Below are 25586 nucleotides of genomic sequence, written 5' to 3' on the forward strand. Positions count from 1 at the left end.
CGACGGTGATCCTGTGGGGCTTGCCCGCGAGGAGGCCGGTACAGGCAGCAAACACCTCAATCCTTGCGGTAAGGCAACATCCCCTTGGCCTCTTCGGCATACCCCATCACCCCTGCCCGCTCCTGCTGCAGAAAATCCTCCACCGCCCGCCGCAACCCCGGGTGCAGCAGGTAGTGCCAAGACCGCGTCAACACCGGCTCGAACCCGCGAATCAGCTTGTGCTCGCCCTGCGCCCCGGCATCGAAACGCTGCAGCCCTTCGGCAATGGCAAAGTCCATGCCCTGGTAGAAGCAGGTCTCGAAATGCAGCCGGTCGAACTCATCGAGGCAACCCCAATAGCGACCAAACAGGCTGTCGCCGCCGACCAGGCTCAAGGCCATCGCCACATCACGCCCGCCCTGACGCGCCATCACCACCCGCACCGCCTCGGGCATGCGCTCGGCCAGCAGGCTGAAGAACTCGCGGGTCAGATAAGGCGCGCGCCTGCGCACCGCATAGGTGTTGGCGTAACAGAGGAAAACGAAATCCCACTGCGCCTCATCCAGCTCGTCACCGCGATACCAGCGAAAGTCGATGCCCTGCCCCGCCACCTGCTCACGTTCCTTGCGCATCTGCTTGCGTTTGCGTGAGCTGAGGCTGTCGAGAAAGTCCTGGAAGTCACGGTAGCCCTGATTGCGCCAATGGAACTGGCAGCCCAGGCGCTCCATCCAGCCCGGCAGGCTGGCCATCTGCGCATCCAGCTGCGCGTCGGTGAAGTTGATGTGCGCCCCGGACAACCCGCCCTTGCCCAGGTACTCCGGCAGCGCCTGCAGCACCAGCAGCGCATCGGCCGGATCGTCCGCCAGCAGGCGCGGCCCGCTGACCGGGCTGAACGGCACGGCACCGAGCAACTTGGGGTAATAGGCGATGCCGGCACGCTCGCAGGCATCGGCCCAACCGTGGTCGAACACGTACTCGCCATACGAATGCCATTTGCGATAAGCCGGCAGCAACGCACGTACCTGCCCGTCGCGCTCCAGCACCAAGTGTTCGGCGGCCCAGCCAGTGTTGCGGGCGACGCTGGCGCTGTCTTCCATGGCACTGAGAAAGGCATGGCGCAGAAACGGTTGGCCAGGCGGGACCAAGGCATCCCAGGTCGCCGCAGGCAGGTCACGAAGATGGGCAAGGCTGTAGAGACTGGTCACGTTTTCGACTCGCTGTGCAAGGCCATCAGTATCGGCGAACAGAGGCCCGTCGCTCAAATGAGGATCGGCCCGTTTCGTCTTTCCTTCTCGATTACTTAACCGCAGTGCCACTAATTAGACATTATTCTGTCATTGGCCCCCGCAATACTTGCGCCTGTTTTCCGGAACCCCAGAACCTGTCTAGTCAGGCCCTTTCCGAAGACATGCCAACATGGGGGTGGGCGCTGAGCCTCCCCAAATCTTTTTAGTAGGGAGAACCTTATGCGTCTTGTTTCTACACTTACCGGAGTGAGCCTCACCGGCATGATGCTGGCTCTGAGTACTCCGGCCAGTGCTGCTGTCGACGCCAAGCTGCTCGAAATGCTCCGCGCCAACGGCTCGATCAACCAGGCGCAGTACAACGAACTGCAGGGCGACCTGGCAAAAGAAACCAAGGAAAAGGCCGACCAGAAAGCTCAGTCCGAACGTATGAGCTCTTTCGAACAAAAAGTGGCATGGGCCGCCAAGACCCAGATCAAGGGTGATGTGCGCCTGCGTTACGAAGACGTCAACGTCGACAACCCGATCGCCCGCAGTGGCAACCAGGACCGCGAGCGCGTACGTGCCCGCGTCGGCTTCTACAGCGAGATCAACCCGCAGGTCGACGCCGGCGTGCGTGTGGCCACCGGCAGCAGCGCCGATGCCCGCTCGACCAACCAGAGCCTGGACAACTACTTCGAGAAGAAATCGCTGTGGGTCGACCTGGCCTACCTCGACTGGCACCCGACCGCCGTCCCTAACCTGCACCTGATCGGCGGCAAGATGATGCAGCCTTGGGTGAGCATGGGCGACATCATCTGGGACAGCGACATCAACCCGGAAGGCGTGGCTGTCACCTACAAGACCAACGCCGGCCCGGCCGAAGTGTTCGGCAGCATCGGCCACTACAACCTGAAGGACAACGTCGACGGCGACGGCGTGCAGTTCAAGCACGACGCACAGCTGTACGCTGCCCAGCTGGGTACCAAGTTCAATGCGGCTGACACCGTCAAGGTCACCGTCGGTGCCAGCCTCTATGGCTACGACAACGACAAGGCCTCGGCGGCGCTGCGTTCGCTGGGCAACACCACCGACGAGTTCAACCTGGTTGAAGGTTTCGGCCAGCTCGACTTCACCGGTTTCGCCATCCCGCTGTCGGCTTACGGCCAGTACGTCAAGAACACCGAGAGCACCGATGGCAAGGACACTGCCTGGCTGGCGGGCCTGAAGTCGAAGATCGGTGCCTGGAGCCTGGACTACAACTACCGCGACGTACAGCGTAACGGCGTGGTCAGCCTGTTCACCGACTCCGACTTCGGTAACGGCTTCACCGGTTCCCGCGGTCACAAGTTCAAGGTCGGTTACGAAATCGACAAGAACTTCGCCCTCGGCGCGGCCTACATGATGGCCAAGACCGACTACTCCAACCTGCCGAACAGCGATGCTGACGTCGATACCCTGCAGGTGGACCTGGAAGCCAAGTTCTAAGCTGCAAACTCCTCTGCTTCACGCTGAGGCGGGAAATGCCGACCCCATCCGGCATTTCCCGCCTTTTTTTGCCTGTCAGAAATGCAACGGCCTCTTCGCGGGCAAGCCCGCTCCCACAGGTACTACACAGGCTTCAAGGGCTGTGAGGTATCTGTGGGAGCGGGCTTGCCCGCGAAGAGGCCGGTACAGTCTCTACAAAACTCAGCGCTTGCGCAGAATCACGCTACCAATCGAATAACCCGCACCAAACGAGCTCAGCACGCCAAGCGACCCTTTGGCCAGGTCATCCTGGTACAGGTGGAAGGCAATCACCGAACCCGCCGAACTGGTGTTGGCGTAGCGGTCGAGAATCACCGGTGCCTCGTCCTCGCTCACCTCACGCCCCAGCAACTTCTTGACGATCAGGTGGTTCATGCTCAGGTTGGCCTGGTGCAGCCAGAAGCGCTTGACGTCGGAAGGCTGCATGCCGTTCTCGCCCAGGTGCTTGCCGATCAGCTCGGCGACCATCGGGCAGACTTCGCGGAACACCTTGCGACCTTCCTGCACGAACAGTTTGTCCGGCGCGCCGACGCCCTCTTCCGCCGCCCGGTTGAGGAAGCCGAAGTTGTTGCGGATGTTGTTGGAGAAGGCGGTCTGCAGCTTGGTGCCGACGATGTCGAACTGGTGCGCCGAAGTGGCCTTGTCGGCACGCTCGACCAGCACCGCCGTGGCGGCGTCACCAAAGATGAAGTGGCTGTCGCGGTCGCGGAAGTTCAGGTGACCGGTGCAGATTTCCGGGCTGACCACCAGCAGCGCCCGGGCCTGGCCCAGTTGCACGCTGTTGGCAGCAGTCTGGATGCCGAAGGTGGCCGACGAACAGGCCACGTTCATGTCGAAGGCGAAGCCGTCGATGCCCAGCGCCTGCTGCACTTCGATGGCGATGGCCGGGTATGGGCGCTGCAGGTTGGAGCAGGCGACGATCACCCCGTCGACATCCGCCGCAGTACGGCCTGCGCGTTCCAGCGCCTGACGTGCAGCAGCCACGCCCATTTCGCAGAGGATCGACTGCTCGTCGTTGGAACGCTCAGGCAAGCGCGGCTTCATGCGTTGCGGGTCGAGGATGCCGGCCTTGTCCATGACGAAACGGCTCTTGATCCCCGAGGCCTTTTCGATGAAGGCGGCATCGGACACCGGGGCTGCTTCGACTTCGCCACGCTCGATGGCGGCGGCGTTGTCCTGGTTGTACTGCTGCGACCAGGCATTGAAGGAGGCCACCAGTTCTTCGTTGGAAATGCTCTGGGCCGGGGTATACAGGCCGGTGCCGCTGATCACGACGTTATGCACGATCGATCCTCTGCTCAAAGGCCATCGCCGTGGGGCGCTGGCTGGGAATATGGCAACTTAATGGCACTTTCGTGCCAATTAAAAGACGTACGCTGACACTGTGGGAGCGGGCTTGCCCGCGAAGGGCCGCAAAGCGGCCCCAAATTCACTGAAGTGTGCCACAAATCAAGGAACTTAGCCTTCCACCTGGCTCCACTGCTTGCTCAATCGCTTGTCGGAAATCGGCACTTTTGTACCCAGCTGCTGGGCAAACAGCGACACCCGATACTCCTCCAGCAACCAGCGATACAAGGTCAGCGCTTCATCACGCTTGCCTTCCTGGGCATGCTTGTCGGCCCGCGCCTTGTACTGCGCCCACAGGTTGCCCAGCTCGCCGCTCCAGACCCGGTCCTTCTGCACCTGGCCACCCAGCTTCTCGAGGCGCAACTCCACCGCCTTGAGGTAGCGCGGCAACTCCTTGAACCAGGCTGCCGGGGTCTCGCGCACGAAGCCCGGATAAACCAGGTTGGCCAACTGTTGCTTGATGTCGTTCAGTGCCACGGCCTGGCTAAGGTCGATCTTGCCCTTGAAGCGCTTCTGCAGGCCATGCCACAGCTTGAGCACTTCCAGCGTCTGCCGGGCCAGGCGTTCGGCGTGCTCGGCCCAGCTGCCACGCTTGCGCTCGGCCAGCCCGGCCAGGGCGGCGCCGTCACGCGGCAACGTCGCTTCACCGTCCAGGATGCAACTGTCGAGGCTCGCCAGCAGAATGTCCTCGACCAGCGCCTCGACCCGGCCCAGTTCGCGGTACAGCAGGCCCAGCTCGGTCAGCCCCGGCAGCTTGCCACGCAGGAACTTGGCAGGCTCCGCCAACTGCTGCAGCAGCAGGCGCTGCAGGGCGCGACGGTGCTGGAACTCGGCTTCGGCCTGGGTCGAGAAACGCCCTTCGCGCACAGAGCCGTTTTCTTCCACCAGCGCCGGGTACACGGTCATCGACAGGCCGGCGATCTTCTGCTGGGCGGTCTGCTTGACCTCGCTGAAGGCCTTGGCCTGCACCGGTTGCTCGCTCTTCTCGGTACGCGGCACGGCCAAAGCGGCCTGACTGGCAGCGGCGAAGCGGGCGGTGAGTTCAGCCAGGTCACGGCCTTCACCAAGGAACTTGCCCTGGCCATCGACCACTTCGATGTTCATGCGCAGGTGGCCTTCGACCAGGTTCACCGACTCGGCCCAGGCCTCATCGGAAACCCGTGCGCCGGTCATGCGCAGCAGTTCCTGGCCCAGCGCCTGGGGCAGCGCGCCCTGGCCGAAGGCCATGCGCGCCAGCGAGGCCTTGACGAAGTCCGGCACCGGCACGAAGTTCTTGCGCAGCGCCTTGGGCAGGTTGCGCACCAGCGCCACGCACTTGGCTTCCAGCAGGCCCGGCACCAACCACTCCAGGCGCTCGCCCGGCAGGCTCGGCAGCAGCGGTGCCGGCACCCGCACGGTCACACCGTCACGCGGATGGCCCGGTTCGAAGTGGTAGGTCAGCGGCAGGCGCAGCTCACCGACCTGCAGGCTGTCCGGGTACTGCGCCGCGGTGACTTCGCTGGCCTCGCGGGCCAGCACGTCTTCCTCGCGCATGATCAGCAGGTTCGGGTCCTTCTGGCTGGTCATGCGGTACCAGGCATCGAAGGTCGCGGTCTGGTGAATTTCCGCCGGCAAGCGTGCTTCGTAGAAGGCGTACAGGGTTTCTTCATCGGCGAGGATGTCGCGCCGGCGGGCCTTGGCCTCCAGCTCGTCGAGCTCTTCGAGCAGGCGCTTGTTCGCGGCCAGGCACTTGGCCCGCGACTGGATTTCACCGCCAACCAGGCCTTCGCGAATGAAGATTTCCCGCGATGTGACCGGGTCGATCGGGCCATAGTGCACTGGGCGGCGGCCGACCAGGATCAGGCCATACAAGGTGATCTGCTCATAGGCCACCACTTGCCCGCGCTTCTTTTCCCAGTGCGGTTCGAAGTGGTTCTTCTTGATCAGGTGGGTCGCCAGCGGCTCGATCCAGTCAGGCTCGATCTTGGCGACCATGCGCGCATACAGCTTGGTGGTTTCCACCAGCTCGGCGGCCATCACCCACTGCGGGCGCTTGCGGCCGATGCCGGAAGAAGGGTGCACCCAGAAGCGCCGCTGGCGGGCACCCTGGTAATCGCCTTCTTCGGTCTTTTGGCCGATCTGGCTGAGCAGGCCGCTGAGAATCGCCTTGTGCACTTTCTGGTAGTCGGACGGCTCTTTGTTGATCGCCAACTGCAGCTCGCGGCAGATCAGCGACAACTGGCGATGGGCATCGCGCCACTCGCGCAGGCGCAGGTAGTTCAAGAAGTTCTTGCGGCACCAGTTGCGCAGCGGGCTGGCGGTCAGCGCCTGGCGCTGCTCTTCAAAACCCCGCCACAAGTTGACCAGCGCGGCGAAGTCGGTATCGGCGTCCTTCCACTGCGCATGGGCCTGGTCGGCGGCCTGCTGGCGCTCCGGCGGGCGCTCGCGTGGGTCCTGCACCGACAGCGCGCTGGTGACGATCAGCACTTCCTGCAGGCTGCCCTGGCGCGCACCTTCGAGCAGCATGCGGCCCAACCGTGGGTCGATCGGCAGGCGCGCCAGCTGGCGGCCGATCGGCGTCAGCTGGTTCTCGCGGTTGACCGCCGACAGTTCCTGCAGCAGGTTGAAACCGTCGCTGATGGCCTTGCCATCCGGCGGCTCGATGAACGGGAAGGCGTCGATCGCACCCAGGCGCAGGTGCAGCATCTGCAGGATCACCGCCGCCAGGTTGGTGCGCAGGATCTCGGGGTCGGTGAAGGCCGGCCGGCCGTTGAAATCCTCTTCGCTGTACAGCCGAATGCAGATGCCCGGCTCGACCCGGCCGCAACGGCCTTTGCGCTGGTTGGCACTGGCCTGCGAAACCGCCTCGATCGGCAGGCGCTGGACCTTGGCGCGGTAGCTGTAGCGGCTGATGCGCGCGGTGCCGGTGTCGATCACGTAACGGATGCCGGGCACGGTCAGCGAGGTTTCCGCAACGTTGGTGGCCAGCACCACCCGGCGCCCGGCGTGCGACTGGAAAATGCGCTGCTGCTCGGCCGGCGACAGGCGCGCGTACAACGGCAGGATCTCGGTATGGCGCAACTGCGCCTTGCGCAGGATTTCTGCGGCATCGCGGATTTCCCGCTCGCCCGGTAGGAACACCAGCACGTCGCCGGGGCCTTTGCCCACGCTGCGTTCGTGCTGGGCAATCTCGTCGAGGGTGGCGAGTATCGCCTGGTCGACGGTGAGGTCGTCCTCGACCTGGTTGCCCTCCTCGTCCTGTTCGCTGGTCAGCGGGCGGTACCAGGTTTCCACCGGGAAGGTACGGCCGGACACCTCGATGATCGGGGCATTGTCGAAGTGCCTGGAAAAACGCTCCAGGTCGATGGTTGCCGAGGTGATGATCAGCTTCAGGTCTGGCCGGCGGTGCAGCAGGGTCTTCAGGTAGCCGAGCAGGAAGTCGATGTTGAGGCTGCGCTCGTGGGCTTCGTCGACGATGATCGTGTCGTAGCGTTCGAGAAAACGGTCGTGCTGGGTTTCGGCCAGGAGGATACCGTCGGTCATCAGCTTGACCAAGGTGTTGGCATCGCTCTGGTCTTCGAAACGCACCTGGTAGCCGACCAGACCGCCCAACGGCGTGCCGAGCTCTTCGGCAACCCGGGCGGCGACACTGCGCGCGGCGATCCGCCGCGGCTGGGTATGGGCGATCAGGCCATGGCTGCCGCGGCCCAGTTCCAGGCAGATCTTCGGTAACTGGGTGGTCTTGCCCGAACCGGTTTCGCCGGCGATCACCAGCACCTGGTGTTCTGCCAGGGCCTTCTTGATCTCGTCACGCTTGGCAGCGATCGGCAGGCTGTCGTCGTAGCGGATCGGCGGCACGCTGTTCTGGCGTGCGGTGACCTGGGCGCAGGATGCCTGGACCTTTTCAACCCACTGCGCCAGCTTCGCCTCGTCGGGGCGCTTGCGCAGTTCATGCAGCTGCCGGCGCAGGCGATGGCGCTCGGCAATCATGGCGTGGTCGAGGTTTTGCAGCAGTTTGTCGATGGCTTGGTCAGTCATGGGGCTTTTTAGTGATGCAGGTGGGCCTGCTTTTTCATGATCGGCATTCGAAGGATGCGCGATTGTCGCAGATTTGCCGGTTCTCTGCTGCCTGTGCCGGCCCTTTCGCGGGCAAGCCCGCTCCCACAGGTACCCCACAAAGCTCAAGCTTGATGCAATGCTGTGGGAGCGGGCGTGCCCGCGAAAGGGCCGGCACAGGCAACAGGAATGTTTAGTCTGGCCCGATGTGAAGGTTGCCATTCACTGCTTTAATCAACCTTACGCCGCATGTGAGTATCAAAGGCATGACTCCCGTCCAGACCATCGCCCCACCGTCGTCCCGCCCTTCGCCAGCGAAGGCCCGGTCCCGCGCCGGTGAAAATCCGCTGGTCCATGTCATCCTCGCTTTCTGGGCGCTGTGGCACTGCCGTCACGCCCGCCCACCGGATTTCTCGCTCACGCCGTTGTGACCCAACTCGGCCGCAGCCCGGCCGTTTGACTCAAGTGGATCGCGCCTGCGCGCCGGTCCCGTGCGCCTGTGAGCGAATCCATCATGCACTTTGCACCCGTAGAGCACGCCAGCCGTTTCCTGGCAGAAAACCCCGATATCGAACTGTTCGAGCTGTTCATCCTTGACGCCAACGGCGTGCCACGTGGCAAGTTGCTGCACCGCGAAGAACTGCTGGCGGTGTACCAGAGCGGCCGCCCGCTGCCCAGCACCATCCTCGGCCTGACCCTCAATGGCGACGACGTGGAAAACTCCGGCCTGGTCTGGGACGTGGGTGACATCGACTGCCGCGCCTACCCCCTGGAAGGCAGCCTGGTGCGCCTGCCCTGGCGCCGGGTGCCGACTGCGGCGGTGCAGGTCAGCATGCACCCCAGCGAAGGCCTGCCGGCCAGTGTCGCCGACCCGCGCCATGTACTGCTGCGCACCATCGAGGCGCTCAAGGCTGACGGTTACCACCCGGTGATGGCCTGCGAGCTGGAGTTCTACCTGCTCGACCAGAAGCGCGATGCCCAGGGCCGCCCGCAACCGGCGCTGGACAACGACGGCGGGCGCCCGCGCAGCACTCAGGTCTATGGCCTGCGCGAGCTGGAACAGATCGAGCCGTTCCTCGCCGACCTCTACGCCGCCTGCAAGGCCCAAGGCATCCCAGCCCGCACGGCGATCTCCGAGTATGCCCCCGGCCAGGTGGAAATCACCCTGGAACATGGCGATGCGCTGGAGGCGATGGACCAGGCCGTGCGCTACAAGCGCCTGGTCAAGGGCGTGGCCCATGCCCATGGCATGCAGGCCTGCTTCATGGCCAAGCCGTTCGCGCAACTGGCCGGCACCGGCATGCACATGCACCTGAGCCTGGCCGACAGCGCCGGCAACAACCTGTTCGCCAGCACCGATCCGGCCGGCACCCCGCTGCTGCGCCAGGCGGTGGCCGGCATGCTCCGCCACCTGCATGAATCGCTGCTGCTGTTCTGCCCCAACGCCAACTCGTTCCGCCGCTTCCAGGCCAACAGCTATGCGCCATTGGCGCCGACCTGGGGTGTCGACAACCGCACCGTCAGCCTGCGCGTGCCCGGCGGCCCGGCCAACAGCCGGCATGTCGAACACCGCATCTGCGGCGCCGACGCCAACCCGTACCTGGCCGCCGCCGCCATCCTGGCCGCCAGCCATCGCGGCATCCGCGAGCAGCTCGACCCCGGTGCGCCGGTGGAAGGCAACGGCTATGCCCAGGCCACCGAACACCTGCCCACCGACTGGCTGACCGCACTCGACGCACTGGAGCGCTCGCACTGGGCGCGCGAAGCGCTCGGCGAGGCGTTTCTCGGCATCTACCTCAAGGTCAAGCGCGCCGAGTACCGCCAGTTCATGGCCGAAGTCAGCGAGCAGGACTGGCGCTGGTACCTGCACCAGGCCTGAGCCTTACCCCATTCAGAACAAGGAACACCCATGAACGCAGCATTGAACAATGGCCCGGCCCAGCGCGCGCCGTCCTATTACAGCGCCTCGCTTAACGACCACACCGAGTACCCGCAGCTCAAGGGCACGGTGCAGGTAGACGTGGCCATCATCGGTGGCGGCTTCACCGGCGTGGCCACCGCCGTGGAACTGGCCGAGCGCGGCCTGAAGGTGGCGATCGTCGAGACCAACCGCATTGGCTGGGGAGCGAGCGGGCGCAACGGCGGCCAGGTCACCGGCAGCCTGTCGGGTGACGAGGCCATGCGCACGCAGATGCGCAACCACCTGGGCGCCGAGGTCGATGATTTCATCTGGCACCTGCGCTGGCGCGGGCACCAGGTCATCGAGCAGCGGGTCGAGCGCTATGGCATCGACTGCGACCTCAAGCGCGGCCATCTGCATGCCGCGATGAAGCCCTCGCACATGGAAGAGCTGCGCAGCTTCCAGGCCGAGGCCGAACGCCGCGGCATGGGCGACCAGGTGCAACTGCTCGACCGCAACGGCGTCGCCGGGCACCTGCAGAGCCCGCTGTACCTGGGCGCCCTGAAGAACCTGCGCAACCTGCACCTGCACCCGCTCAACCTGTGCCTGGGCGAAGCCCGCGCCGCCCACAGCCTGGGTGCGCTGATCTTCGAGAACTCCGAAGTGCTGGACATCGTCCACGGCCCGCGCCCGGCGGTCGTCACTGCCCATGGCCGGGTCGAAGCGCGCCAGGTGATGCTCGCCGGCGACGTCTACCACAAGCTTGAGAAACGCCAGCTCAAGGGCAAGATCTTCCCGGCCATGGGCGGCATCGTCACCACCGCCCCGCTGGGCGAACTGGCGCAGCAGATCAACCCACAGGACCTGGCGGTATACGACTGCCGCTTCGTGCTCGACTACTACCGCCTGACCGCTGACAAGCGCTTGCTGTTCGGCGGCGGCGCCAACTACTCGGGCAAGGATTCGCGTGATATCGAAGGCGAGCTGCGCCCCTGCATCGAGCGTACCTTCCCGGCGCTCAAGGGCGTGCCGATCGAGTTCCAGTGGAGCTGCGCGATGGGCATCGTGGTCAACCGCATTCCGCAACTGGGCAAGCTGTCGGACAACGTCTGGTACTGCCAGGGCTATTCCGGGCACGGCATCGCCACCAGCCACATCATGGGCGAGATCATGGCTGAGGCGCTGACGGGAACGCTGGAGAAGTTCGACACCTTCGCGCAGTGCAAGCACGTGCGGGTGCCGATGGGGGACTTGCTGGGCAACCCGCTGCTGGCGGCGGGGATGTGGTACTACCAGATGCTGGAAAAACTGCGCTGACTCCACGGGCCCATTCGCGGGCAAGCCCGCTCCCACAGGGACAGCACAACATTTAAGTAATGTGCCGTACCTGTGGGAGCGGGCTTGCCCGCGAAAAGGCCAGTGAGGTCGATCAGGCGATCTTCTTCAAGCCCTGCTTCTTCAGCTCTTCATCGCGCAGTTCACGGCGCAGGATCTTGCCGACGTTGGTGGTCGGCAGCGCATCGCGGAACTCGATGTAACGCGGCACCTTGTAGCCGGTGACGTTGGCACGCATGTGCTCCATCACCTGCTCCTTGGTCACGGTCATGCCCGGCTTGACCACGATGAACACCTTGATCACTTCACCCGACTTCTCGTCCGGCACACCGATGGCTGCGCACTGCAGCACGCCCGGCAAGGCGGCGAGCACGTCTTCGAGCTCGTTGGGGTACACGTTGAAGCCCGAGACCAGGATCATGTCCTTCTTGCGGTCGACGATGCGCATGTAGCCATCTGGCTGGATCAGCGCGATGTCGCCGGTCTTCAGCCAGCCCTCGCTGTCGAGGATCTCGCGGGTGGCGTCTTCACGCTGCCAGTAGCCCTTCATCACCTGCGGGCCCTTGACGCACAGCTCGCCGGTTTCGCCCAGCGCCAGCTCGTTGCCGGCATCGTCGATGACCTTGCACAGCGTCGATGGCACCGGGATGCCGATGGTACCCACCTGGTTGGCCTCGGCCGGGTTCACCGCCGCCACCGGGCTGGTCTCGGTCATGCCGTAGCCTTCGCAGATGGCGCAGCCGGTGACGCTCTTCCAGCGCTCGGCCACGCTTAACTGCAGGGCCATGCCGCCGGACAGGGTGATCTTCAGCGCCGAGAAGTCCAGGGCGCGGAAGGCCTCGTTGTTGCACAGCGCAACGAACAGCGTGTTGAGGCCGACGAAGCCGCTGAACTTCCACTTGCCCAGCTCCTTGACCATTGCCGGCAGGTCGCGTGGGTTGCTGATCAGCACGTTGTGGTTGCCGATCAGCATCATCGCCATGCAATGGAAGGTAAAGGCATAGATGTGGTACAGCGGCAGCGGGGTGATGAGGATCTCGCAGCCTTCCTGCAGGTTCGAGCCCATCAGCGCCCGGCACTGCAGCATGTTGGCCACCAGGTTGCGGTGGGTCAGCATCGCGCCCTTGGCCACGCCGGTGGTACCGCCGGTATACTGCAGCACGGCCACGTCGTTGGCTTGCGGGTTGGCTTCGGTGACCGGCTGGCCCTTGCCCAGCGCCAGGGTGTCATTGAAGCGCACGGCACGCGGCAGGTTGTAGGCCGGCACCATCTTCTTCACGTACTTGATCACGCTGTTGATGAGCAGGCGCTTGAGCGGTGGCAACAGGTCGGCCACTTCGGTAACGATGACGTGCTTGACCTGGGTCTTGGGCACCACCTTCTCGGCCAGGTGCGCCATGTTGGCCAGGCACACCAAGGCCTTGGCCCCGGAATCGTTGAACTGGTGTTCCATTTCCCGCACGGTATACAGTGGGTTGGTGTTGACCACGATCAGGCCGGCGCGCATTGCACCGAATACCGCTACCGGGTATTGCAGGACATTGGGCAGCTGGACGGCAATGCGGTCACCCGGCTTGAGGTCGGTATGCTGCTGCAGCCAGGCCGCGAAAGCGCCTGACAGCGCATAGAGCTCGCCGTAGGTGATAGTCTTGCCCAGGTTGCTAAAGGCCGGTTTATTGGCAAAGCGTTGGCAGGATTGCTTGAGTACCGCCTGGATATTGGGGAATTCGTCAGGATTGATTTCCGCCGTAATCCCGGCTGGGTATTTATCCTTCCAAAAATTTTCGATCATGGAAGCCCACTCCTTCAGCAACAGCGAAGTTCGATTCACGCGTCGATGCGTTTATTATTGATATGTGATGAGGGTTCGTTGCAAACCTGATCATCTGAAAGCGGCCCGAGAGTAACAGCTTTAAATGGGGTCGCCTAGGGGCCAAGAACGGCCTCTCAGTCACAAAAATGACTCAATGAACGATACAGGTCATTTTTAGAGTAATTGCCCAAAATGTCGCAAATCGGGCTGTAAGCTGCCGGCTAGAGCACCTTAGAAGCATTCGCGGGCAAGTCGGGGCGCCGAACCGACTTGCCCGCGAAGAAGCACATTCGGTATCAGGCTATGTCACGCAATTCGCGCCTCAGGATCTTGCCCACCGGTGTCATCGGCAGCGACTCGCGCACCACGATGTGCTTGGGTACCTTGTAGCCGGTGAAGTTGGCCTTGCAGTAGGCCTTCAGGTCTTCGACGCTCACCCCGCCCTCACGCGCCACCACGAACAGCTTCACCGCCTCCCCCGAGCGCTCGTCCGGCACGCCGATGGCCGCGCAATTGGCCACCTGCGGATGGCCCATCACCACATCCTCGATCTCGTTGGGGTACACATTGAAGCCGGAGACGATGATCATGTCCTTCTTGCGGTCGACGATGCGGGTAAAACCGTCCGGGTCGATCACCGCGATATCGCCGGTCTTGAACCAGCCCTCGGCATCCAGCGCCTGCGCCGTGGCCTCTGGTTGCTGCCAGTAGCCCTTCATCACCTGCGGGCCCTTGATGCACAACTCGCCGCGCTCACCCAGCGGCTGTTCGTTGCCGTCATCGTCGATGACCTTGAATAACGTGCCGGCCACCGGCATACCCACCGTACCCAGCCGTGCGAGATGGCCGTAGGGGTTGGTACTGGCTACCGGCGAGGTCTCGGTCAGGCCATACCCCTCGACGATGCGGCAACCGGTGAGTTCCTCCCATCGCTCGGCAGTGGCCTTGACCAGCGCGGTGCCGCCGGAGTTGGTGACTTTCAGTGCAGAGAAGTCCAGCTGGCGGAAGCCGGGGTGGTCCATCAGTGCGACGAACAACGTGTTCAACCCCAGCAGCATGGAAAAACGCCACTTGCCCAGTTCCTTGATGAAGCCAGGGATATCGCGAGGGTTGGTGATCAGCACGTTGTGGTTGCCGGTGACCATCATGCACATGCAGTTCGCGGTAAAGGCGTAGATGTGATACAGCGGCAGCGGCGCGATCATTACCTCCTGGCCTTCCTTGATCAGCGGCTGCCCGTCCGAGCCTCGCTGGGAGAGACAGGCCAGCACCTGCAGCATGTTGGCCACCAGGTTGCCGTGCGTGAGCATGGCCCCCTTGGCCAGGCCCGTGGTGCCGCCGGTGTACTGCAGCACGGCGATGTCGTCGAGGGCGAGTGGCACCGGCTTGTGCGTCAGGCTGCGGCCTTCGCGCAGAACCTGCTTGAACGGGATGGCCTGGGGCAGGTGATAGGCCGGGACCATTTTCTTCAGTTTGTCGACCACGGTGTTGACCAGCCAGCCCTTGGCCGCGGGCAGCAGGTCGCCCATCTTCGCCTCGATCAGGTACTCGATACCGGTATCGGGCAGCACCTCCTGGACGCGCTTGCCGAACATGTTCAAGTACACCAGGGCACGGGCGCCGGCGTCCTTGAACTGGTGACGCATCTCGCGCTCGGTATACAGCGGGTTGGTGTTGACCACGATCAGCCCGGCGCGCAGGGCGCCGAACACGGCAATCGGGTACTGCAGGACGTTGGGCATCTGCACCGCGATGCGGTCGCCTGGCTTGAGGTCGGTGTGCTGCTGCAGCCAGGCGGCGAAGGCGGCCGAGTGGCGCTCCAGCTCGGCGTAGCTCAGGGTCACGCCGAGGTTGCTGAACGCCGGGCGTTCGGCGAAGCGCTTGCAGGAGCGTTCGAACACCTCGACGACCGAAGCGTACGCGTGGATGTCGATGGTGGAAGGCACGCCCTCGGGGCGTTTGTCATTCCAGAAGTCGGCTTGCATTTATTATTGTTCCTCTGCCTGAGCTCGCGCGGATTCCTTGCCCTGTTTGCCTGCTGGCAAAAAGGCGTTGATCCGACGTTAGCAGGTAAGGCCGAGGTGGCATATACGCCAAGTGCCGCCATTAACATTGTGAATCTTATTTGTGCCCTTCCTGCAATCCGGCCGGTTGTGCATACACTGTGCGGGTACCCTTCGCGCAAAGGATTCGCCATGCCCCATGACGCCTTCTGGCTGCCTGCCAGCGAGCATTGCCGGCTGTACGTGCACCAATGGCTGCCGGCGACACCGGTCAAGGCCGTGGTGCTGCTGGCGCATGGCATGGCCGAGCATGCCGGGCGCTACCAGCGCCTCGGCCAGGCCCTCAGCGATGCCGGCTACGCCCTGCTGGCACCGGACCTGCGCGGCCACGGGCGCACCGCCGAGCAAGGCAGCCTCGGCCTGTTCGCCCGGCAACATGGCTGGAATGCCGTGGTCAACGACCTTGGCCTGCTGGCCCAGCACATCGGCCAGCAGTTCCCCTGCACCCCGCTGTTCCTGTTCGGCCACAGCATGGGCAGCTATATTGCCCAGGCCTACCTCATCCACCACAGCGCCAGCCTGCAGGGGGCGATTCTCAGTGGTTCCAACTTCCAGCCCGCTGCGCTGTACCGGGCGGCCCGCCTGATTGCGCGCCTGGAAGCCTGGCGCCAGGGGCCACTGGGCAAGAGCGCACTGATCGAGTGGCTGTCGTTCGGCTCGTTCAACCAGGCCTTCAAGCCCAACCGCAGTGCTTTCGACTGGCTCAGCCGTGACCCGGAGGAAGTGGACAAGTACGTCAACGATCCGCTGTGCGGCTTTCGCTGCAGCAACCAGCTGTGGCTCGACCTGCTGCAGGGGCTGGCGCAGATCAGCCAGGCGCGCAACCTCGCGCAGATCGACCCGAACCTGCCCATGCTGGTGATTGGCGGCGAATGTGATCCGGTGAGTGCCGGCAAGCGTCTCACCCATCTGGCCGACGCCCTGCGCGCGACCGGCAATCGACATGTACAGCTGCGCGTCTATCCTGAGGCGCGGCATGAAGTGCTAAACGAAATCAATCGGGACGAGGTCACCGCCGATATCCTCGCATGGCTTGAGCAGGCACTGGCCCTTGGCCGCCCTGCTCGCAGTGAATGATATCGGCCTCGTCCGCCTATCAAGGAAACGCCAATGACCCAGGTCACCAACACGCCTTACGAAGCTTTGGAAGTCGGCCAGAAAGCCAGTTACGAAAAGTCTGTCGAAGAACGCGACATCCAGCTGTTCGCCGCGATGTCCGGTGACCACAACCCCGTGCACCTGGATGCCGAATTCGCCGCCAAGAGCATGTTCAAGGAGCGCATCGCCCACGGCATGTTCAGCGGTGCGCTGATCAGCGCCGCTGTGGCCTGCACCCTGCCTGGCCCGGGCACCATCTACCTGGGCCAGAAGATGAGTTTCCAGAAGCCGGTGAAGATCGGCGACACCCTGACCGTGCGCCTGGAAATCCTCGAGAAGCTGCCCAAGTTCAAGGTGCGTATCGCGACCAATGTGTACAACCAGAACGATGAACTGGTGGTCGAGGGTGAGGCCGAGATCCTTGCGCCGCGCAAACAGCAGACCGTCGAGCTGGTATCGCCGCCGAACTTTGTCGCCAGCTGATAAAAGTGCTGGATTCTTCGCGGGCAAGCCCGCTCCCACAGAATTCGCGCAGTTCCTGAATACTGTGCTGTACCTGTGGGAGCGGGCTCGCCCGCGAATGGGCCGGCAAAACCACTACATCAGTTCGCGCAAACGCCTTTCGATATGCCGTCGCTCCGGCGCCTGCCGGGTCAGCTCGAGCGCCTGCTGCCAGGCAACCCGCGCTTCATCCACATTCCCCAACTCTTGATGCAACTGGGCCCGCGCCGCATGCGCCAGGTGATAATCGCGCAACTCCCCGCTCGCCAGTATCGCCTCCACCGCCACCAACCCGGCCTGCGCCCCGTCACGCTTGGCCAGCGCCACCGCCCGGTTGAGCGCCACAACGGCTGACGGCCAGTGACGTTGCAGCACATCGTATAGCCCGACGATTTCCGCCCAGTCGGTCTCTTCAGCCGTCACTGCCTCGGCATGCACGGCCGCGATCGCCGCCTGCACGGTGTAGGCACCAAAGACGCGGCTGGCCAGGGCCACACGCACCAGTTCGCAACCTTCGACAATCTGCTCGCGGTCCCAAAGGCTGCGGTCCTGCTGGTCAAGCAGCACCAGGTTGCCCTCGGCATCGCTGCGCGCGCGCTGGCGCGATGCCTGCAACAACATCAGCGCCAGCAAACCCACCGCCTCGGCGTCCGGCAACAGTTGAACCAGCAGGCGCCCGAGACGGATCGCCTCGTCGCTCAGCTCCTGCTGCAGCAACGCCTCGCCCGAGGACGCCGAATAACCTTCGTTGAACACCAGGTAGATCACCCGCAGCACGCTCTCCAGGCGCTCGGGCAGCTCATGCAGCTCCGGGACCTGATAAGGAATGCCGGCATCACGAATCTTGGCCTTGGCGCGGACAATACGCTGGGCGATGGTCGCCGGGCTTTGCAGAAACGCCCGGGCGATCTGCTCGGTGGTCAGGTCGCAGACTTCGCGCAGGGTCAGCGGCACCTGGGCATCGGCGGCCAGGGCCGGGTGGCAACAGGTGAAGATCAGCCGCAGGCGGTCGTCGGCGAGCAGTTCCTCTTCACTGGGGTCCTGCCCCTGGCCTTCGATCAGCATGATCAGGTCAGCCTGGGAGCGATCGAAGCGGGCACGCCGGCGCAAGGCATCAATGGCCTTGAAACGCCCGGTCGAGACCAGCCAGGCCCGTGGGTTGTCGGGGATGCCATCGCGCTGCCAGCGCTCGACGGCAATGAAGAAGGCATCGTGCAGGGCCTCCTCGGCCAGGTCGAAATCCCCCAACAGCCGGATCAGCGTCGCCAGGATGCGCCGCGAATCACGCCGGTATACCGCTTCGACTTCGGCACGTACCTGCGCCAGTTCCGCCATCAGTCAGGCATCCGCTGGGTCACGACCTCCACCAGGCGGTCCAGACTTTCTCCCCAGCCCTGATGGAAGCCCATTTCTTCATGGGCGCGGCTATCGGCAGCGCTCCAGTGCCAGGCACGGGCGGTATAGCGGGTCTTGCCGTTTTCTTCGTCAAAGCTGATCACCGCTGTCATGAAGGCTTTGCCCGACGGCACCCAACCCGGCCCGAAGGCATCGGTGAACACCAGCCGGCGTGGCGCGGCAATTTCCAGGAACACGCCCTGGGTCGGGTACTCGGAACCATCCGGGGCACGCATGAGCGTACGGAACAGCCCCCCGACCCACAGTTGCATCTCGCACTCCGGGGTGGTCATGCCGTGCGGCCCCCACCACTGCATCAGCCATTCAGGCTCGGTCCAGGCTCGGAACACCTTGGCAGGCGGGGCATCGATCAAGCGGCTGATGGACAGCTCGTGCTGCGCAGGCGCGGGTTGGGCAAGGGTCATTCTTGTTGTTCTCCGTTGCTGTCAGGGTTGCAGTTCGCGCACCGGCCGCACTTCCACGCTGCCGACCCGCGCCGCCGGAATGCCCTTGGCGATGTTCAGCGCCTCGTTGAGGTCACGGGCATCGACCAGGTAAAAGCCGGCGAGCTGCTCTTTGGTTTCGGCAAACGGGCCATCGGTGATGCTCATTCGCCCGGCGCGCACGCGCACGGTGGTGGCGGTCTGCACGGTTTTCAGCGCCTCGGCCGCGATGATCCGCCCGGCGCTCTGCAGCGATTCGGCGTAGGCCAGGCATTCGGCGTCTTCCGGGCTGTCGGGCAGGCTGTGCAGCAGCCCTTCGTCACAATAGACCAGGCACAGGTATTTCATGGTCGTCTCCAGGCGTTGGCAACGTGCATTTGGCGATAGCCGATCAAGGCTTGAGATCGAACAGTGCTTTCTGGGTTTGCATGTCGAACGGTGCCGACCAGTGTTCGTGAATCACCTGCCACTGGCCGCCAGACTTGCGGTAACCGACGGTGGCACGCATGAAGCCGCACTGGCTCTCGTCATCCCCGGGGCCGCAGCGGTTCAGCCAGTGAGCCAGGCCCAGCTCGCCCTCGGCATGCACGGTCAGTTGGGCGAGTTCGAAGACCATGGGCCCGGGGCACAGGTTCATGCACATTTCCCAGTGCGCCTGGTAGGCGGCTTTGCCCTTGAATTGCAGCGACTGGATGGCATCGAAGGCGACGATGTCGTCGGCGTAGGGCGCGGTGATGGCGGGGATATCACGGTCGCGAACGGCCTGCATCCAGCGGTCGATAAGCTGACGGATTTCGTTTTCGGCTGCCGTGTTCATCGGGGGTTCCTCCGATCGTTCATGAGCGTTTCGGTACAGGGTTGTCTTGTACCTTCAGCTCATGGTCGAACGGTGGTCGCAGAGATCGACAGGCTGCTGGAATTATTTGCGCAACAGGGGAACCCAGATCTCCATGACCGCACGGGCATCGGCAGGATCGAACCCGGCCGGGTAGCGTCGAACCCGCCCTGTGCGTCGGGGTTGTAGCAGACCCCATAGCTGTCGTGATCGAGCTGCCCCGGCACATGCCCAAGATGCGGCGCGAAGCGCTGCCAGAGCAATGGCAAGCCGCTCAGGTCGCTCATGCTGAAACGCTCGGCAAAACCAGCCAGGTTGAGCGTGCGACCGTCTTCATATCGTGCCGGGGAAATCGCTTGTAACGTCATGACCCTTGCCTCAGGTGAGCGGTGGACTAGCGAGAATGAATTCACAGTAGCCCGAGATGATCACGTTCGCTCAAGCCAGCGCCGCCTGCTCGAATACCTCATCTGCCCACTGGTTAAGGCTTTTGCCAGCCGCGCGGGCGGCAACGCTGGCAGCTGCATGTACCTCTGGACGGATGCGCAGCATGACCTTGCCCGACGCGGGTTTCTCCGGGGTAATGCCCTGCTCCGCGCAGTCGGCCAGGTAATCTTCCAGCGCCTCGCGGAAGGCTTCATGTAGCTCGGGCACAGAGCTTGCGTGGAAACTGATGATGTCGCGCATGCCCAGCACACGGCCAACAAAAACGTCGTCACGCTCATCGTATTCGATACGGGCGGCATAGCCCTTGTAGCGCATGCAACTCATAGGCTGACTCCTGCCCGCAACAAGAATTCGCGGGCTTCTTCAAGCTGATACCGTCTGGCCTCCTTGCCAGGATGGGGGCGATGACACCTCCAGCTCTGGCCGCCAAGCATCAGCTTGACCCTGGAGCCTTGCCGCTCCAGCACTTGCCCGCCGAGGTGAAGCACCAGGGCTTCGACCTCGGAAAACGCCAACGAGGCCGTAGTGGGCGTCCTGAAGATAGCGTCGTAGATTTTCGGTATCGAGTGTTCATCGGAAAATGCTATCAAAATAAGATAGCACTTTTTCCCCGATATTCATTCAGGATTTTTCAATACCAGCCAGCACCTGCGCATAACGCTCGCGATCCACATTGGCCCCGCTGAGCACCACCGCCACGCGCTTGCCTGCCTGTCGCTCACGCTCCTGCAGCAATGCCGCCAGTGCTGCAGCACCGGCACCTTCGGCCGTGTTATGGGTGGTTTCGTGATAGATACGCATGGCCTCTGCCACTTCACTGTCGCTGACCCGCACGATCCGCGCCGCGTGCTCGCGAACAAGGGCGAAGGCATCCGGGTGCGGTACCCGGCAGGCCATGCCATCGGCAAAGGTATCGGCGGTGGCCGTGGTGACGATGCGGCCCATCTCGAAACTCTGCGCGTAGGCATCGGCCGCACTGGAGACCACGCCGACGATCTCGGTCTCAAGCCCCAACAGGTTGCGTGCCTGGATCAGCCCACAGATGCCCGAGCCCATGCCGATCGGCACGTACACGCAGTCCAGCTCGCCCACGGCCTCGAACAGCTCCAGGGCATAGGTGGCCACCCCGCGCACCAGCTCAGGGTGGAACGACGGCACCATGTCATAGCCCAGCTCGTCCGCCAGGCGCGCCGCCTCTTCGCGGGCCACGTCGAAATCGACACCGTGCTCCACCAGTTCGGCGCCAAGCGCGCGCATGGCCGCGTTCTTCTCTTTCGAGTTGCCTTCGGGCACCACGATCACCAGCGGCACACCGGCCTGGCTCGCGGCCAGCGCCATGCTCTGGCCGTGGTTGCCACGGGTGGCGGTGACCAGGCCACGCGGGGGCTTGCCAGCGGCCAACAGTGAACGCACATAGACCAACCCGCCGCGCACCTTGAAGGCGCCGGTGGGCGCGTGGTTTTCGTGCTTGACCCACAGTTTGCAGCCCACCCGCTCGGCCAGAAGCGGCCAGGCGCGCTGTGGCGTCGGCGGAACGTGCTGGTGAACGAAATCGGCGGCTTCGCGCAGGGCGGCAAGGTCGAACATGGCGATCATCACTCTTCGGTAGGTGGTTGATCCGATCCTAAGCGCCGGGCATTGTATGGGTACATCCTTATATTGCATGGGTAGCAATTTCGTGTGGATCCCACAGCTGGCCGACGATGACCAACCCCGCTATCTCGCCTTGGTCGATGCGATTGCCAACGCCATCGAAAGCGGCGCCCTCAAGGTGGGTGACCGCCTGCCGCCGCAACGGCGGCTGGCCTGGAAACTGGGCCTCAACCCTAGCACTACCCAGCAGGCCTACCGCGAAGCTGCCGCTCGCCACCTGGTGGCTGGCGAAGTGGGTCGCGGCACTTACGTGCTGGCGGGCAGCAAGGAAGCGACCTTGTTCCGCCTCAAGCATCACGACGGGCAACGCTCGCTGATCGACCTGTCGACCAACGTTCCAGTGGCCGATCCGCACAATCAGGATTTGCACGACAGCCTGCGCAGCCTGCTGCAACGCCCCGCCAGCGACTTGCTCGATCATTACCTGGGGCCCGAGCAGTTGCTGCTGGGGCGGATTCGCGGCGCCCAGTGGATGGCCAACCGCGGCCTGGCGCTTTCAGCAGACGAACTGTTGCTATGTGGCGCAGCCCAGCAAGCGCTGGCACTGGTGCTGCAGTCGTTCTGCCAGGCGGGTGAGCCGGTCATGCTCGAGGCCCTGACCGCACCGGGTATCAAGGCGGCCTGCCGGCAACTGCGCCTGCCCGTGCATGGCGTGGCCCTGGACAACCAAGGCCTGCGGCCCGATGACCTGGACCGTGTGGCGCGCGCCAGCGGTGCCCGCGTGCTGGTGACCACACCCACCCTGCACAACCCCACAGGCGCCTGCATGGACGAGGCTCGCCGCGCGGCCATTGCAGGGGTAGTCAAACGCCTGGGGCTGTTGGTAATCGAGGATGACGTGTATGGCGCATTCAGCGACCAACCGCCGCTCTACCCACTACTGGGCGATCAGGGGGTCTACATCAACAGCCTGTCCAAGACGGTGGCTGCCGGTTTGCGCTTGGGATGGATTGCGGCCAGCCCGCAGCTGTTGGCAAAGGTTGACCCACATGCCCAGGCCAGCCACTGGCCGGTGTCGCCATTGAACCTGGCTATCGCCTGCCAATGGATCGAAGACGGCACGGCTGCGCGGCGGCTGGCCTGGCAGAAAACGGAAATTACCGAGCGATGGCGCCTGGCACGCAGGCTGCTGGGTGAGGGACTGCACAATACTGGCCAGCCTTCGCCCCACGCCTGGCTGGGCACGCCCCAGGGAGCCGAGGTGGTGGTAAGGCAATGCCGCGAGCACGGTGTGGAAGTCGTCCCGGCCAGTGTGTTTGCCATTGGCGCGACCGAGGTGCAGGCCGTGCGCATCAGCCTGTCGGCAGCCGGTAGCCGGGCTGAACTGAAACAAGGCCTGGAGGTAGTGCGGCAGGTACTGGCGGGGCTATGAACCGGACGGACGAAAGCAGCTTCTTCGCGACTGCTCAACGCGAAGAGGCGGCTGACGTTGAGCTATCAACCCTGCTGGCAACCTTCACCCATCGCCCGGTACTGAATGGTATGCACCTGGCCATGATGGTCTTCATAGGTCATGGTCGCAGGCACCACTTCACAGACATTGGGGATGGTCGACAGATTGATCACCCGTTTGATGTCGAGGTTCATGGAATAGTCGTACTGCTGGGCCACAGGCTCGCTGGAGACCGGCTTGGCCTCATCGGCGAGGGCGAACGAGGACATACCGACCAGTGCAAGAATCAGTAATGGTTTCATGGAGTTTGGCCTTTAAAGCAATCCAGCTGATCGTGTGACTTCTGATGCCGTCAATGGCGCGGAGAAGTTGTCATCAACTGCGAAGATGACACGAAGTACCGATCCCGCTTCGTCTACTGCCAGGGGGAATGATTGAAATTCTACTCCTGACCGGGAATAGTTGAACCCTGAACTCGGACATTCACCCTTGCAGGATTTGCAACAATCTGCGACAAAACGAAACGGCTCGATGGCCTGGAATCACCGAGCTAGAGCCAACTGTTCCAGGTATCCCCATGACTGCCCTGCATTGCACCCTGCTCACCGGCCCCGAGCGCCGATTGCTCGAACACTTCTACAAACAGCAGGGTTCGCGCATGCGCGCAGCCAATGATGGTGAATCGTGGGTGGCGCGCAGCGACGGGATCGTTGCCGGCCTTTGCCTGAGTAACGTCGCCGATGGCCACTGGCTCACCGGCCTGCTGGTCGCCCCGCAACAACGCGGGCGTGGCGTGGCAGCGCAATTGGTCGAGGCGGCCCTGGCCGAACGCAGTGGCCCGACCTGGCTGTTCTGCCACCCAGACCTCACGGCCTTCTACCAGCGCCTGGGCTTCAGCACCTCTGCGCAGCTGCCCGAAGCCCTGGCCTCGCGCCTGCAACGCTACCAGCGCAGCAAAACCCTGCTGGCCATGGTGCGCGCTCAGTCGTCGCGGTCATCCAGCCCCGGGAACAGCACATCGGTGTAGCCGAACCGGGCAAAGTCCTGGATGCGCGAGGGGTACAGGCGGCCGATCAGGTGGTCGCACTCGTGCTGCACCACCCGCGCATGGAAGCCATCGGCGAAGCGGTTGATCGGATTGCCCTGCGGGTCGATGCCTTGGTAGCTGATGTGCTTGAAGCGCGGCACCACCCCACGCAGGCCGGGCACCGACAGGCAACCTTCCCAGCCGTCCTCGATTTCGGTGGTCACCGGCGTGATCACCGGGTTGAGCAGGATGGTCTGCGGCACCGCCTCGGCATCCGGGTAACGCTCGCTGCGCTCGAAACCAAAGATCACCAGTTGCAGGTCGATGCCGATCTGCGGCGCAGCCAGCCCCACACCGCCGACGTGGCGCATGGTTTCGAACATGTCGTCGATCAACTGCTGCAGTTCGCTGCTGCCGATCAGATGCTCAGGCACGGGTGGGGCGATGCGCAGCAGGCGCTCGTCGCCCATCTTGAGAATGTCACGGATCATCGCGGGTTCGGCTCGGTCGGTTCAGGCTCGACCGGGTGTTCATGGCCGAGCACGGTGATGGTTTCCTGGGGTTTGACGCCCTTGAAATCCTTCTCGCCCGGGTCCTTGCCCTCGCTCGACATGTGCTCGATCACCGCGTTCATTTCCGCCCCCAGCAACAGCACGGCGGCAGAGATGTAGAAGTACAGCAACAGCACGATGATCGCACCGATGCTGCCATACATGGCGTTGTAGTCGGCAAAGGTCTTGACGTAGTAGGCAAAGCCCAGGGAGGCGATGATCCATACTACTACCGCCAGCACCGAACCGGGGGTGATGAAGCGAAACTTCTGCTTCACGTCCGGCATCACGTAATAGATGAGCGCTACCGCCACCATCAGCAGGATGACAATGGCCGGCCAACGCAAGATCGTCCACACCGTGACGATGAATTCCTGCATGCCCACCTGCGCCGCGATCCACTCCATCACCTGCGGCCCCAGCACCATCAGTGCCGCCGCCACCAGCAACATGCCGGCGATACCCACGGTATAGAAGATCGACAGCGGGATGCGCTTCCACACCGGGCGCCCTTCGGGTACGTCATAGGCGGCATTCATGGCGCTCATCATCAGTCGCACGCCGGCCGAGGCGGTCCACAGTGCGATGACGATACCCACCGACAGCAGCCCGCCCTTGGACTGTTGCAATTGGTCGATCACCGGGTTCACCTGCTCCAGCGCCTGGGGCGGGAGCACCAGTTCGGACTGCAAGCGCAACCAGGAAAAGAAGTCCGGCAGGTGCAGGAAGCCAATCAGGGCGATCAGGAACAGGATGAAGGGGAACAGCGAGAACAGCATCTGGTAGGCCAGTGCAGATGCATAGGTCGACATCTCGTCGTCGAGGAATTCCTTGACGGTGCGTACCAGCACGCGGTGCAGGGGCAGGCCGCGCAGGTCGGGGAAAATCATAGCGTCTCCTTTCGCCGCTTGATTCTTGAGTACAACGGGTAAGTCTAATAGACCACGCCGGTGATGTACTGCTCCCAGCCATGCAAGAAGAAAATGCCTACACCTGTTTCTGCCTCGCACAGAGGCAGAAA

The 25586-nt window shown here is 63.5% G+C and carries 23 protein-coding genes; 7 read left to right on the top strand and 16 right to left on the bottom strand.

Translation table 11 applies throughout. The features are described from left to right. Positions 1-56: 56 nt before the first annotated feature. Complete coding sequence (locus CAF78_RS01660; RefSeq protein WP_085675917.1) at positions 57-1184, bottom strand: GNAT family N-acetyltransferase; 1128 nt, start codon at positions 1182-1184, stop codon at positions 57-59. A 261-nt stretch (positions 1185-1445) separates the two neighbouring features. Between CAF78_RS01660 and CAF78_RS01665 the strand changes: the two genes are divergently transcribed. Next, complete coding sequence (locus tag CAF78_RS01665) at positions 1446-2690, top strand: putative porin (protein WP_085675793.1); 1245 nt, start codon at positions 1446-1448, stop codon at positions 2688-2690. Between the two features lie 201 nt (positions 2691-2891). Here the strand turns inward: CAF78_RS01665 and CAF78_RS01670 are convergent, their stop codons facing one another. Then, the gene (locus tag CAF78_RS01670) at positions 2892-4013 is read right to left on the bottom strand and encodes a beta-ketoacyl-ACP synthase III (protein ID WP_085675792.1); all 1122 of its coding nucleotides are present in this window, start codon (positions 4011-4013) and stop codon (positions 2892-2894) included. A 174-nt stretch (positions 4014-4187) separates the two neighbouring features. After that, entirely contained in the window at positions 4188-8093 is a 3906-nt protein-coding gene (gene hrpA / locus CAF78_RS01675; protein ID WP_085675791.1) for an ATP-dependent RNA helicase HrpA, read from the bottom strand. Between the two features lie 532 nt (positions 8094-8625). Here hrpA and CAF78_RS01680 point away from each other — a divergent pair. Together CAF78_RS01680 and CAF78_RS01685 are read left to right on the top strand one after the other, a co-directional pair. Beyond that, entirely contained in the window at positions 8626-9990 is a 1365-nt protein-coding gene (locus CAF78_RS01680; RefSeq protein WP_085675916.1) for a glutamine synthetase family protein, read from the top strand. A 30-nt stretch (positions 9991-10020) separates the two neighbouring features. After that, the gene (locus CAF78_RS01685; RefSeq protein WP_085675790.1) at positions 10021-11328 is read left to right on the top strand and encodes an FAD-binding oxidoreductase; all 1308 of its coding nucleotides are present in this window, start codon (positions 10021-10023) and stop codon (positions 11326-11328) included. A 112-nt stretch (positions 11329-11440) separates the two neighbouring features. On the opposite strand, the gene fadD1 is transcribed toward CAF78_RS01685, so the two are convergent. Both fadD1 and fadD2 read right to left on the bottom strand, forming a co-directional pair. Then, a complete protein-coding gene (gene fadD1, locus CAF78_RS01690; RefSeq protein ID WP_085675789.1) occupies positions 11441-13138 on the bottom strand; it encodes a long-chain-fatty-acid--CoA ligase FadD1 in 1698 nt (565 codons plus the stop codon). 317 nt (positions 13139-13455) lie between these two features. After that, the gene (gene fadD2 / locus CAF78_RS01695; RefSeq protein ID WP_085675788.1) at positions 13456-15144 is read right to left on the bottom strand and encodes a long-chain-fatty-acid--CoA ligase FadD2; all 1689 of its coding nucleotides are present in this window, start codon (positions 15142-15144) and stop codon (positions 13456-13458) included. A gap of 210 nt (positions 15145-15354) precedes the next feature. On the opposite strand from fadD2, the gene CAF78_RS01700 reads away from it, so the two are divergent. Beyond that, the gene (locus tag CAF78_RS01700; protein WP_085675787.1) at positions 15355-16299 is read left to right on the top strand and encodes an alpha/beta hydrolase; all 945 of its coding nucleotides are present in this window, start codon (positions 15355-15357) and stop codon (positions 16297-16299) included. 33 nt (positions 16300-16332) lie between these two features. Further along, positions 16333-16803 (top strand): MaoC family dehydratase, encoded by a 471-nt coding sequence (locus CAF78_RS01705; protein WP_027918696.1) that lies wholly within the window; start codon positions 16333-16335, stop codon positions 16801-16803. Between the two features lie 114 nt (positions 16804-16917). Here the strand turns inward: CAF78_RS01705 and CAF78_RS01710 are convergent, their stop codons facing one another. The 8 genes from CAF78_RS01710 to CAF78_RS01745 form a co-directional block, all read right to left on the bottom strand. After that, on the bottom strand, positions 16918-18156 hold the full coding sequence (locus CAF78_RS01710) for an RNA polymerase sigma factor (protein WP_085675786.1): 1239 nt from the start codon (positions 18154-18156) through the stop codon (positions 16918-16920). Beyond that, complete coding sequence (locus CAF78_RS01715) at positions 18156-18641, bottom strand: SRPBCC family protein (RefSeq protein WP_085675785.1); 486 nt, start codon at positions 18639-18641, stop codon at positions 18156-18158. Before CAF78_RS01715 ends, CAF78_RS01710 begins: the two co-directional genes overlap by 1 nt. 21 nt (positions 18642-18662) lie before the next feature. Continuing rightward, positions 18663-19007 (bottom strand): YciI family protein, encoded by a 345-nt coding sequence (locus CAF78_RS01720; RefSeq protein WP_085675784.1) that lies wholly within the window; start codon positions 19005-19007, stop codon positions 18663-18665. Positions 19008-19050: 43 nt separating this feature from the next. Further along, a complete protein-coding gene (locus CAF78_RS01725; RefSeq protein WP_085675783.1) occupies positions 19051-19476 on the bottom strand; it encodes a nuclear transport factor 2 family protein in 426 nt (141 codons plus the stop codon). 59 nt (positions 19477-19535) lie between these two features. Next, positions 19536-19862, bottom strand: coding sequence for a hypothetical protein (locus CAF78_RS01730; RefSeq protein ID WP_256573925.1), 327 nt, complete (start codon positions 19860-19862; stop codon positions 19536-19538). A gap of 70 nt (positions 19863-19932) precedes the next feature. Further along, positions 19933-20265, bottom strand: a complete 333-nt coding sequence (locus CAF78_RS01735) for a type II toxin-antitoxin system HicB family antitoxin (RefSeq protein ID WP_085675782.1) — start codon at positions 20263-20265, stop codon at positions 19933-19935. Beyond that, positions 20262-20429, bottom strand: a complete 168-nt coding sequence (locus tag CAF78_RS28695; RefSeq protein WP_371856906.1) for a type II toxin-antitoxin system HicA family toxin — start codon at positions 20427-20429, stop codon at positions 20262-20264. The genes CAF78_RS01735 and CAF78_RS28695 overlap by 4 nt, the downstream gene beginning before the upstream one ends. A 133-nt stretch (positions 20430-20562) precedes the next feature. Next, positions 20563-21528: a threonine dehydratase gene (locus tag CAF78_RS01745; protein WP_085675914.1), complete on the bottom strand. Its 966-nt coding sequence runs from the start codon at positions 21526-21528 to the stop codon at positions 20563-20565. 76 nt (positions 21529-21604) lie between these two features. Between CAF78_RS01745 and CAF78_RS01750 the strand changes: the two genes are divergently transcribed. Continuing rightward, entirely contained in the window at positions 21605-22966 is a 1362-nt protein-coding gene (locus tag CAF78_RS01750) for a PLP-dependent aminotransferase family protein (RefSeq protein ID WP_085675781.1), read from the top strand. A 65-nt stretch (positions 22967-23031) separates the two neighbouring features. Here CAF78_RS01750 and CAF78_RS01755 read toward each other — a convergent pair whose 3' ends face one another. Then, positions 23032-23289: a DUF2790 domain-containing protein gene (locus CAF78_RS01755; protein ID WP_054885703.1), complete on the bottom strand. Its 258-nt coding sequence runs from the start codon at positions 23287-23289 to the stop codon at positions 23032-23034. Positions 23290-23564: 275 nt separating this feature from the next. Here CAF78_RS01755 and CAF78_RS01760 point away from each other — a divergent pair, with 275 nt between their 5' ends. After that, positions 23565-24014, top strand: a complete 450-nt coding sequence (locus tag CAF78_RS01760) for a GNAT family N-acetyltransferase (RefSeq protein WP_085675780.1) — start codon at positions 23565-23567, stop codon at positions 24012-24014. On the opposite strand, the gene def is transcribed toward CAF78_RS01760, so the two are convergent. Then, the gene (gene def, locus CAF78_RS01765; RefSeq protein ID WP_085675779.1) at positions 23969-24505 is read right to left on the bottom strand and encodes a peptide deformylase; all 537 of its coding nucleotides are present in this window, start codon (positions 24503-24505) and stop codon (positions 23969-23971) included. The genes CAF78_RS01760 and def overlap by 46 nt on opposite strands. Then, positions 24502-25455, bottom strand: coding sequence for a YihY/virulence factor BrkB family protein (locus CAF78_RS01770; RefSeq protein ID WP_085675778.1), 954 nt, complete (start codon positions 25453-25455; stop codon positions 24502-24504). Before CAF78_RS01770 ends, def begins: the two co-directional genes overlap by 4 nt. Positions 25456-25586 lie beyond the last annotated feature (131 nt).

It is taken from the genome of Pseudomonas sp. R28(2017), assembly GCF_002112505.1.
In the GTDB taxonomy this organism is placed as follows: domain Bacteria; phylum Pseudomonadota; class Gammaproteobacteria; order Pseudomonadales; family Pseudomonadaceae; genus Aquipseudomonas.

What these genes read in the sequence shown, in the direction of transcription:
- CAF78_RS01760 (WP_085675780.1), top strand. Translation starts at nt 23,565, where the DNA reads ATGACTGCCCTGCATTGCACCCTGCTCACCGGCCCCGAGCGCCGATTG.
- CAF78_RS01745 (WP_085675914.1), bottom strand. Translation starts at nt 21,528, where the DNA reads ATGTTCGACCTTGCCGCCCTGCGCGAAGCCGCCGATTTCGTTCACCAG.
- CAF78_RS01705 (WP_027918696.1), top strand. Translation starts at nt 16,333, where the DNA reads ATGACCCAGGTCACCAACACGCCTTACGAAGCTTTGGAAGTCGGCCAG.
- CAF78_RS01715 (WP_085675785.1), bottom strand. Translation starts at nt 18,641, where the DNA reads ATGACCCTTGCCCAACCCGCGCCTGCGCAGCACGAGCTGTCCATCAGC.
- CAF78_RS01735 (WP_085675782.1), bottom strand. Translation starts at nt 20,265, where the DNA reads ATGAGTTGCATGCGCTACAAGGGCTATGCCGCCCGTATCGAATACGAT.
- CAF78_RS01665 (WP_085675793.1), top strand. Translation starts at nt 1,446, where the DNA reads ATGCGTCTTGTTTCTACACTTACCGGAGTGAGCCTCACCGGCATGATG.
- CAF78_RS01700 (WP_085675787.1), top strand. Translation starts at nt 15,355, where the DNA reads ATGCCCCATGACGCCTTCTGGCTGCCTGCCAGCGAGCATTGCCGGCTG.
- hrpA (WP_085675791.1), bottom strand. Translation starts at nt 8,093, where the DNA reads ATGACTGACCAAGCCATCGACAAACTGCTGCAAAACCTCGACCACGCC.
- CAF78_RS01680 (WP_085675916.1), top strand. Translation starts at nt 8,626, where the DNA reads ATGCACTTTGCACCCGTAGAGCACGCCAGCCGTTTCCTGGCAGAAAAC.
- CAF78_RS01710 (WP_085675786.1), bottom strand. Translation starts at nt 18,156, where the DNA reads ATGGCGGAACTGGCGCAGGTACGTGCCGAAGTCGAAGCGGTATACCGG.
- CAF78_RS01725 (WP_085675783.1), bottom strand. Translation starts at nt 19,476, where the DNA reads ATGAACACGGCAGCCGAAAACGAAATCCGTCAGCTTATCGACCGCTGG.
- fadD1 (WP_085675789.1), bottom strand. Translation starts at nt 13,138, where the DNA reads ATGATCGAAAATTTTTGGAAGGATAAATACCCAGCCGGGATTACGGCG.
- CAF78_RS01730 (WP_256573925.1), bottom strand. Translation starts at nt 19,862, where the DNA reads ATGACGTTACAAGCGATTTCCCCGGCACGATATGAAGACGGTCGCACG.
- CAF78_RS01685 (WP_085675790.1), top strand. Translation starts at nt 10,021, where the DNA reads ATGAACGCAGCATTGAACAATGGCCCGGCCCAGCGCGCGCCGTCCTAT.
- fadD2 (WP_085675788.1), bottom strand. Translation starts at nt 15,144, where the DNA reads ATGCAAGCCGACTTCTGGAATGACAAACGCCCCGAGGGCGTGCCTTCC.
- CAF78_RS01750 (WP_085675781.1), top strand. Translation starts at nt 21,605, where the DNA reads ATGGGTAGCAATTTCGTGTGGATCCCACAGCTGGCCGACGATGACCAA.
- CAF78_RS01770 (WP_085675778.1), bottom strand. Translation starts at nt 25,455, where the DNA reads ATGATTTTCCCCGACCTGCGCGGCCTGCCCCTGCACCGCGTGCTGGTA.
- CAF78_RS01720 (WP_085675784.1), bottom strand. Translation starts at nt 19,007, where the DNA reads ATGAAATACCTGTGCCTGGTCTATTGTGACGAAGGGCTGCTGCACAGC.
- CAF78_RS01755 (WP_054885703.1), bottom strand. Translation starts at nt 23,289, where the DNA reads ATGAAACCATTACTGATTCTTGCACTGGTCGGTATGTCCTCGTTCGCC.
- def (WP_085675779.1), bottom strand. Translation starts at nt 24,505, where the DNA reads ATGATCCGTGACATTCTCAAGATGGGCGACGAGCGCCTGCTGCGCATC.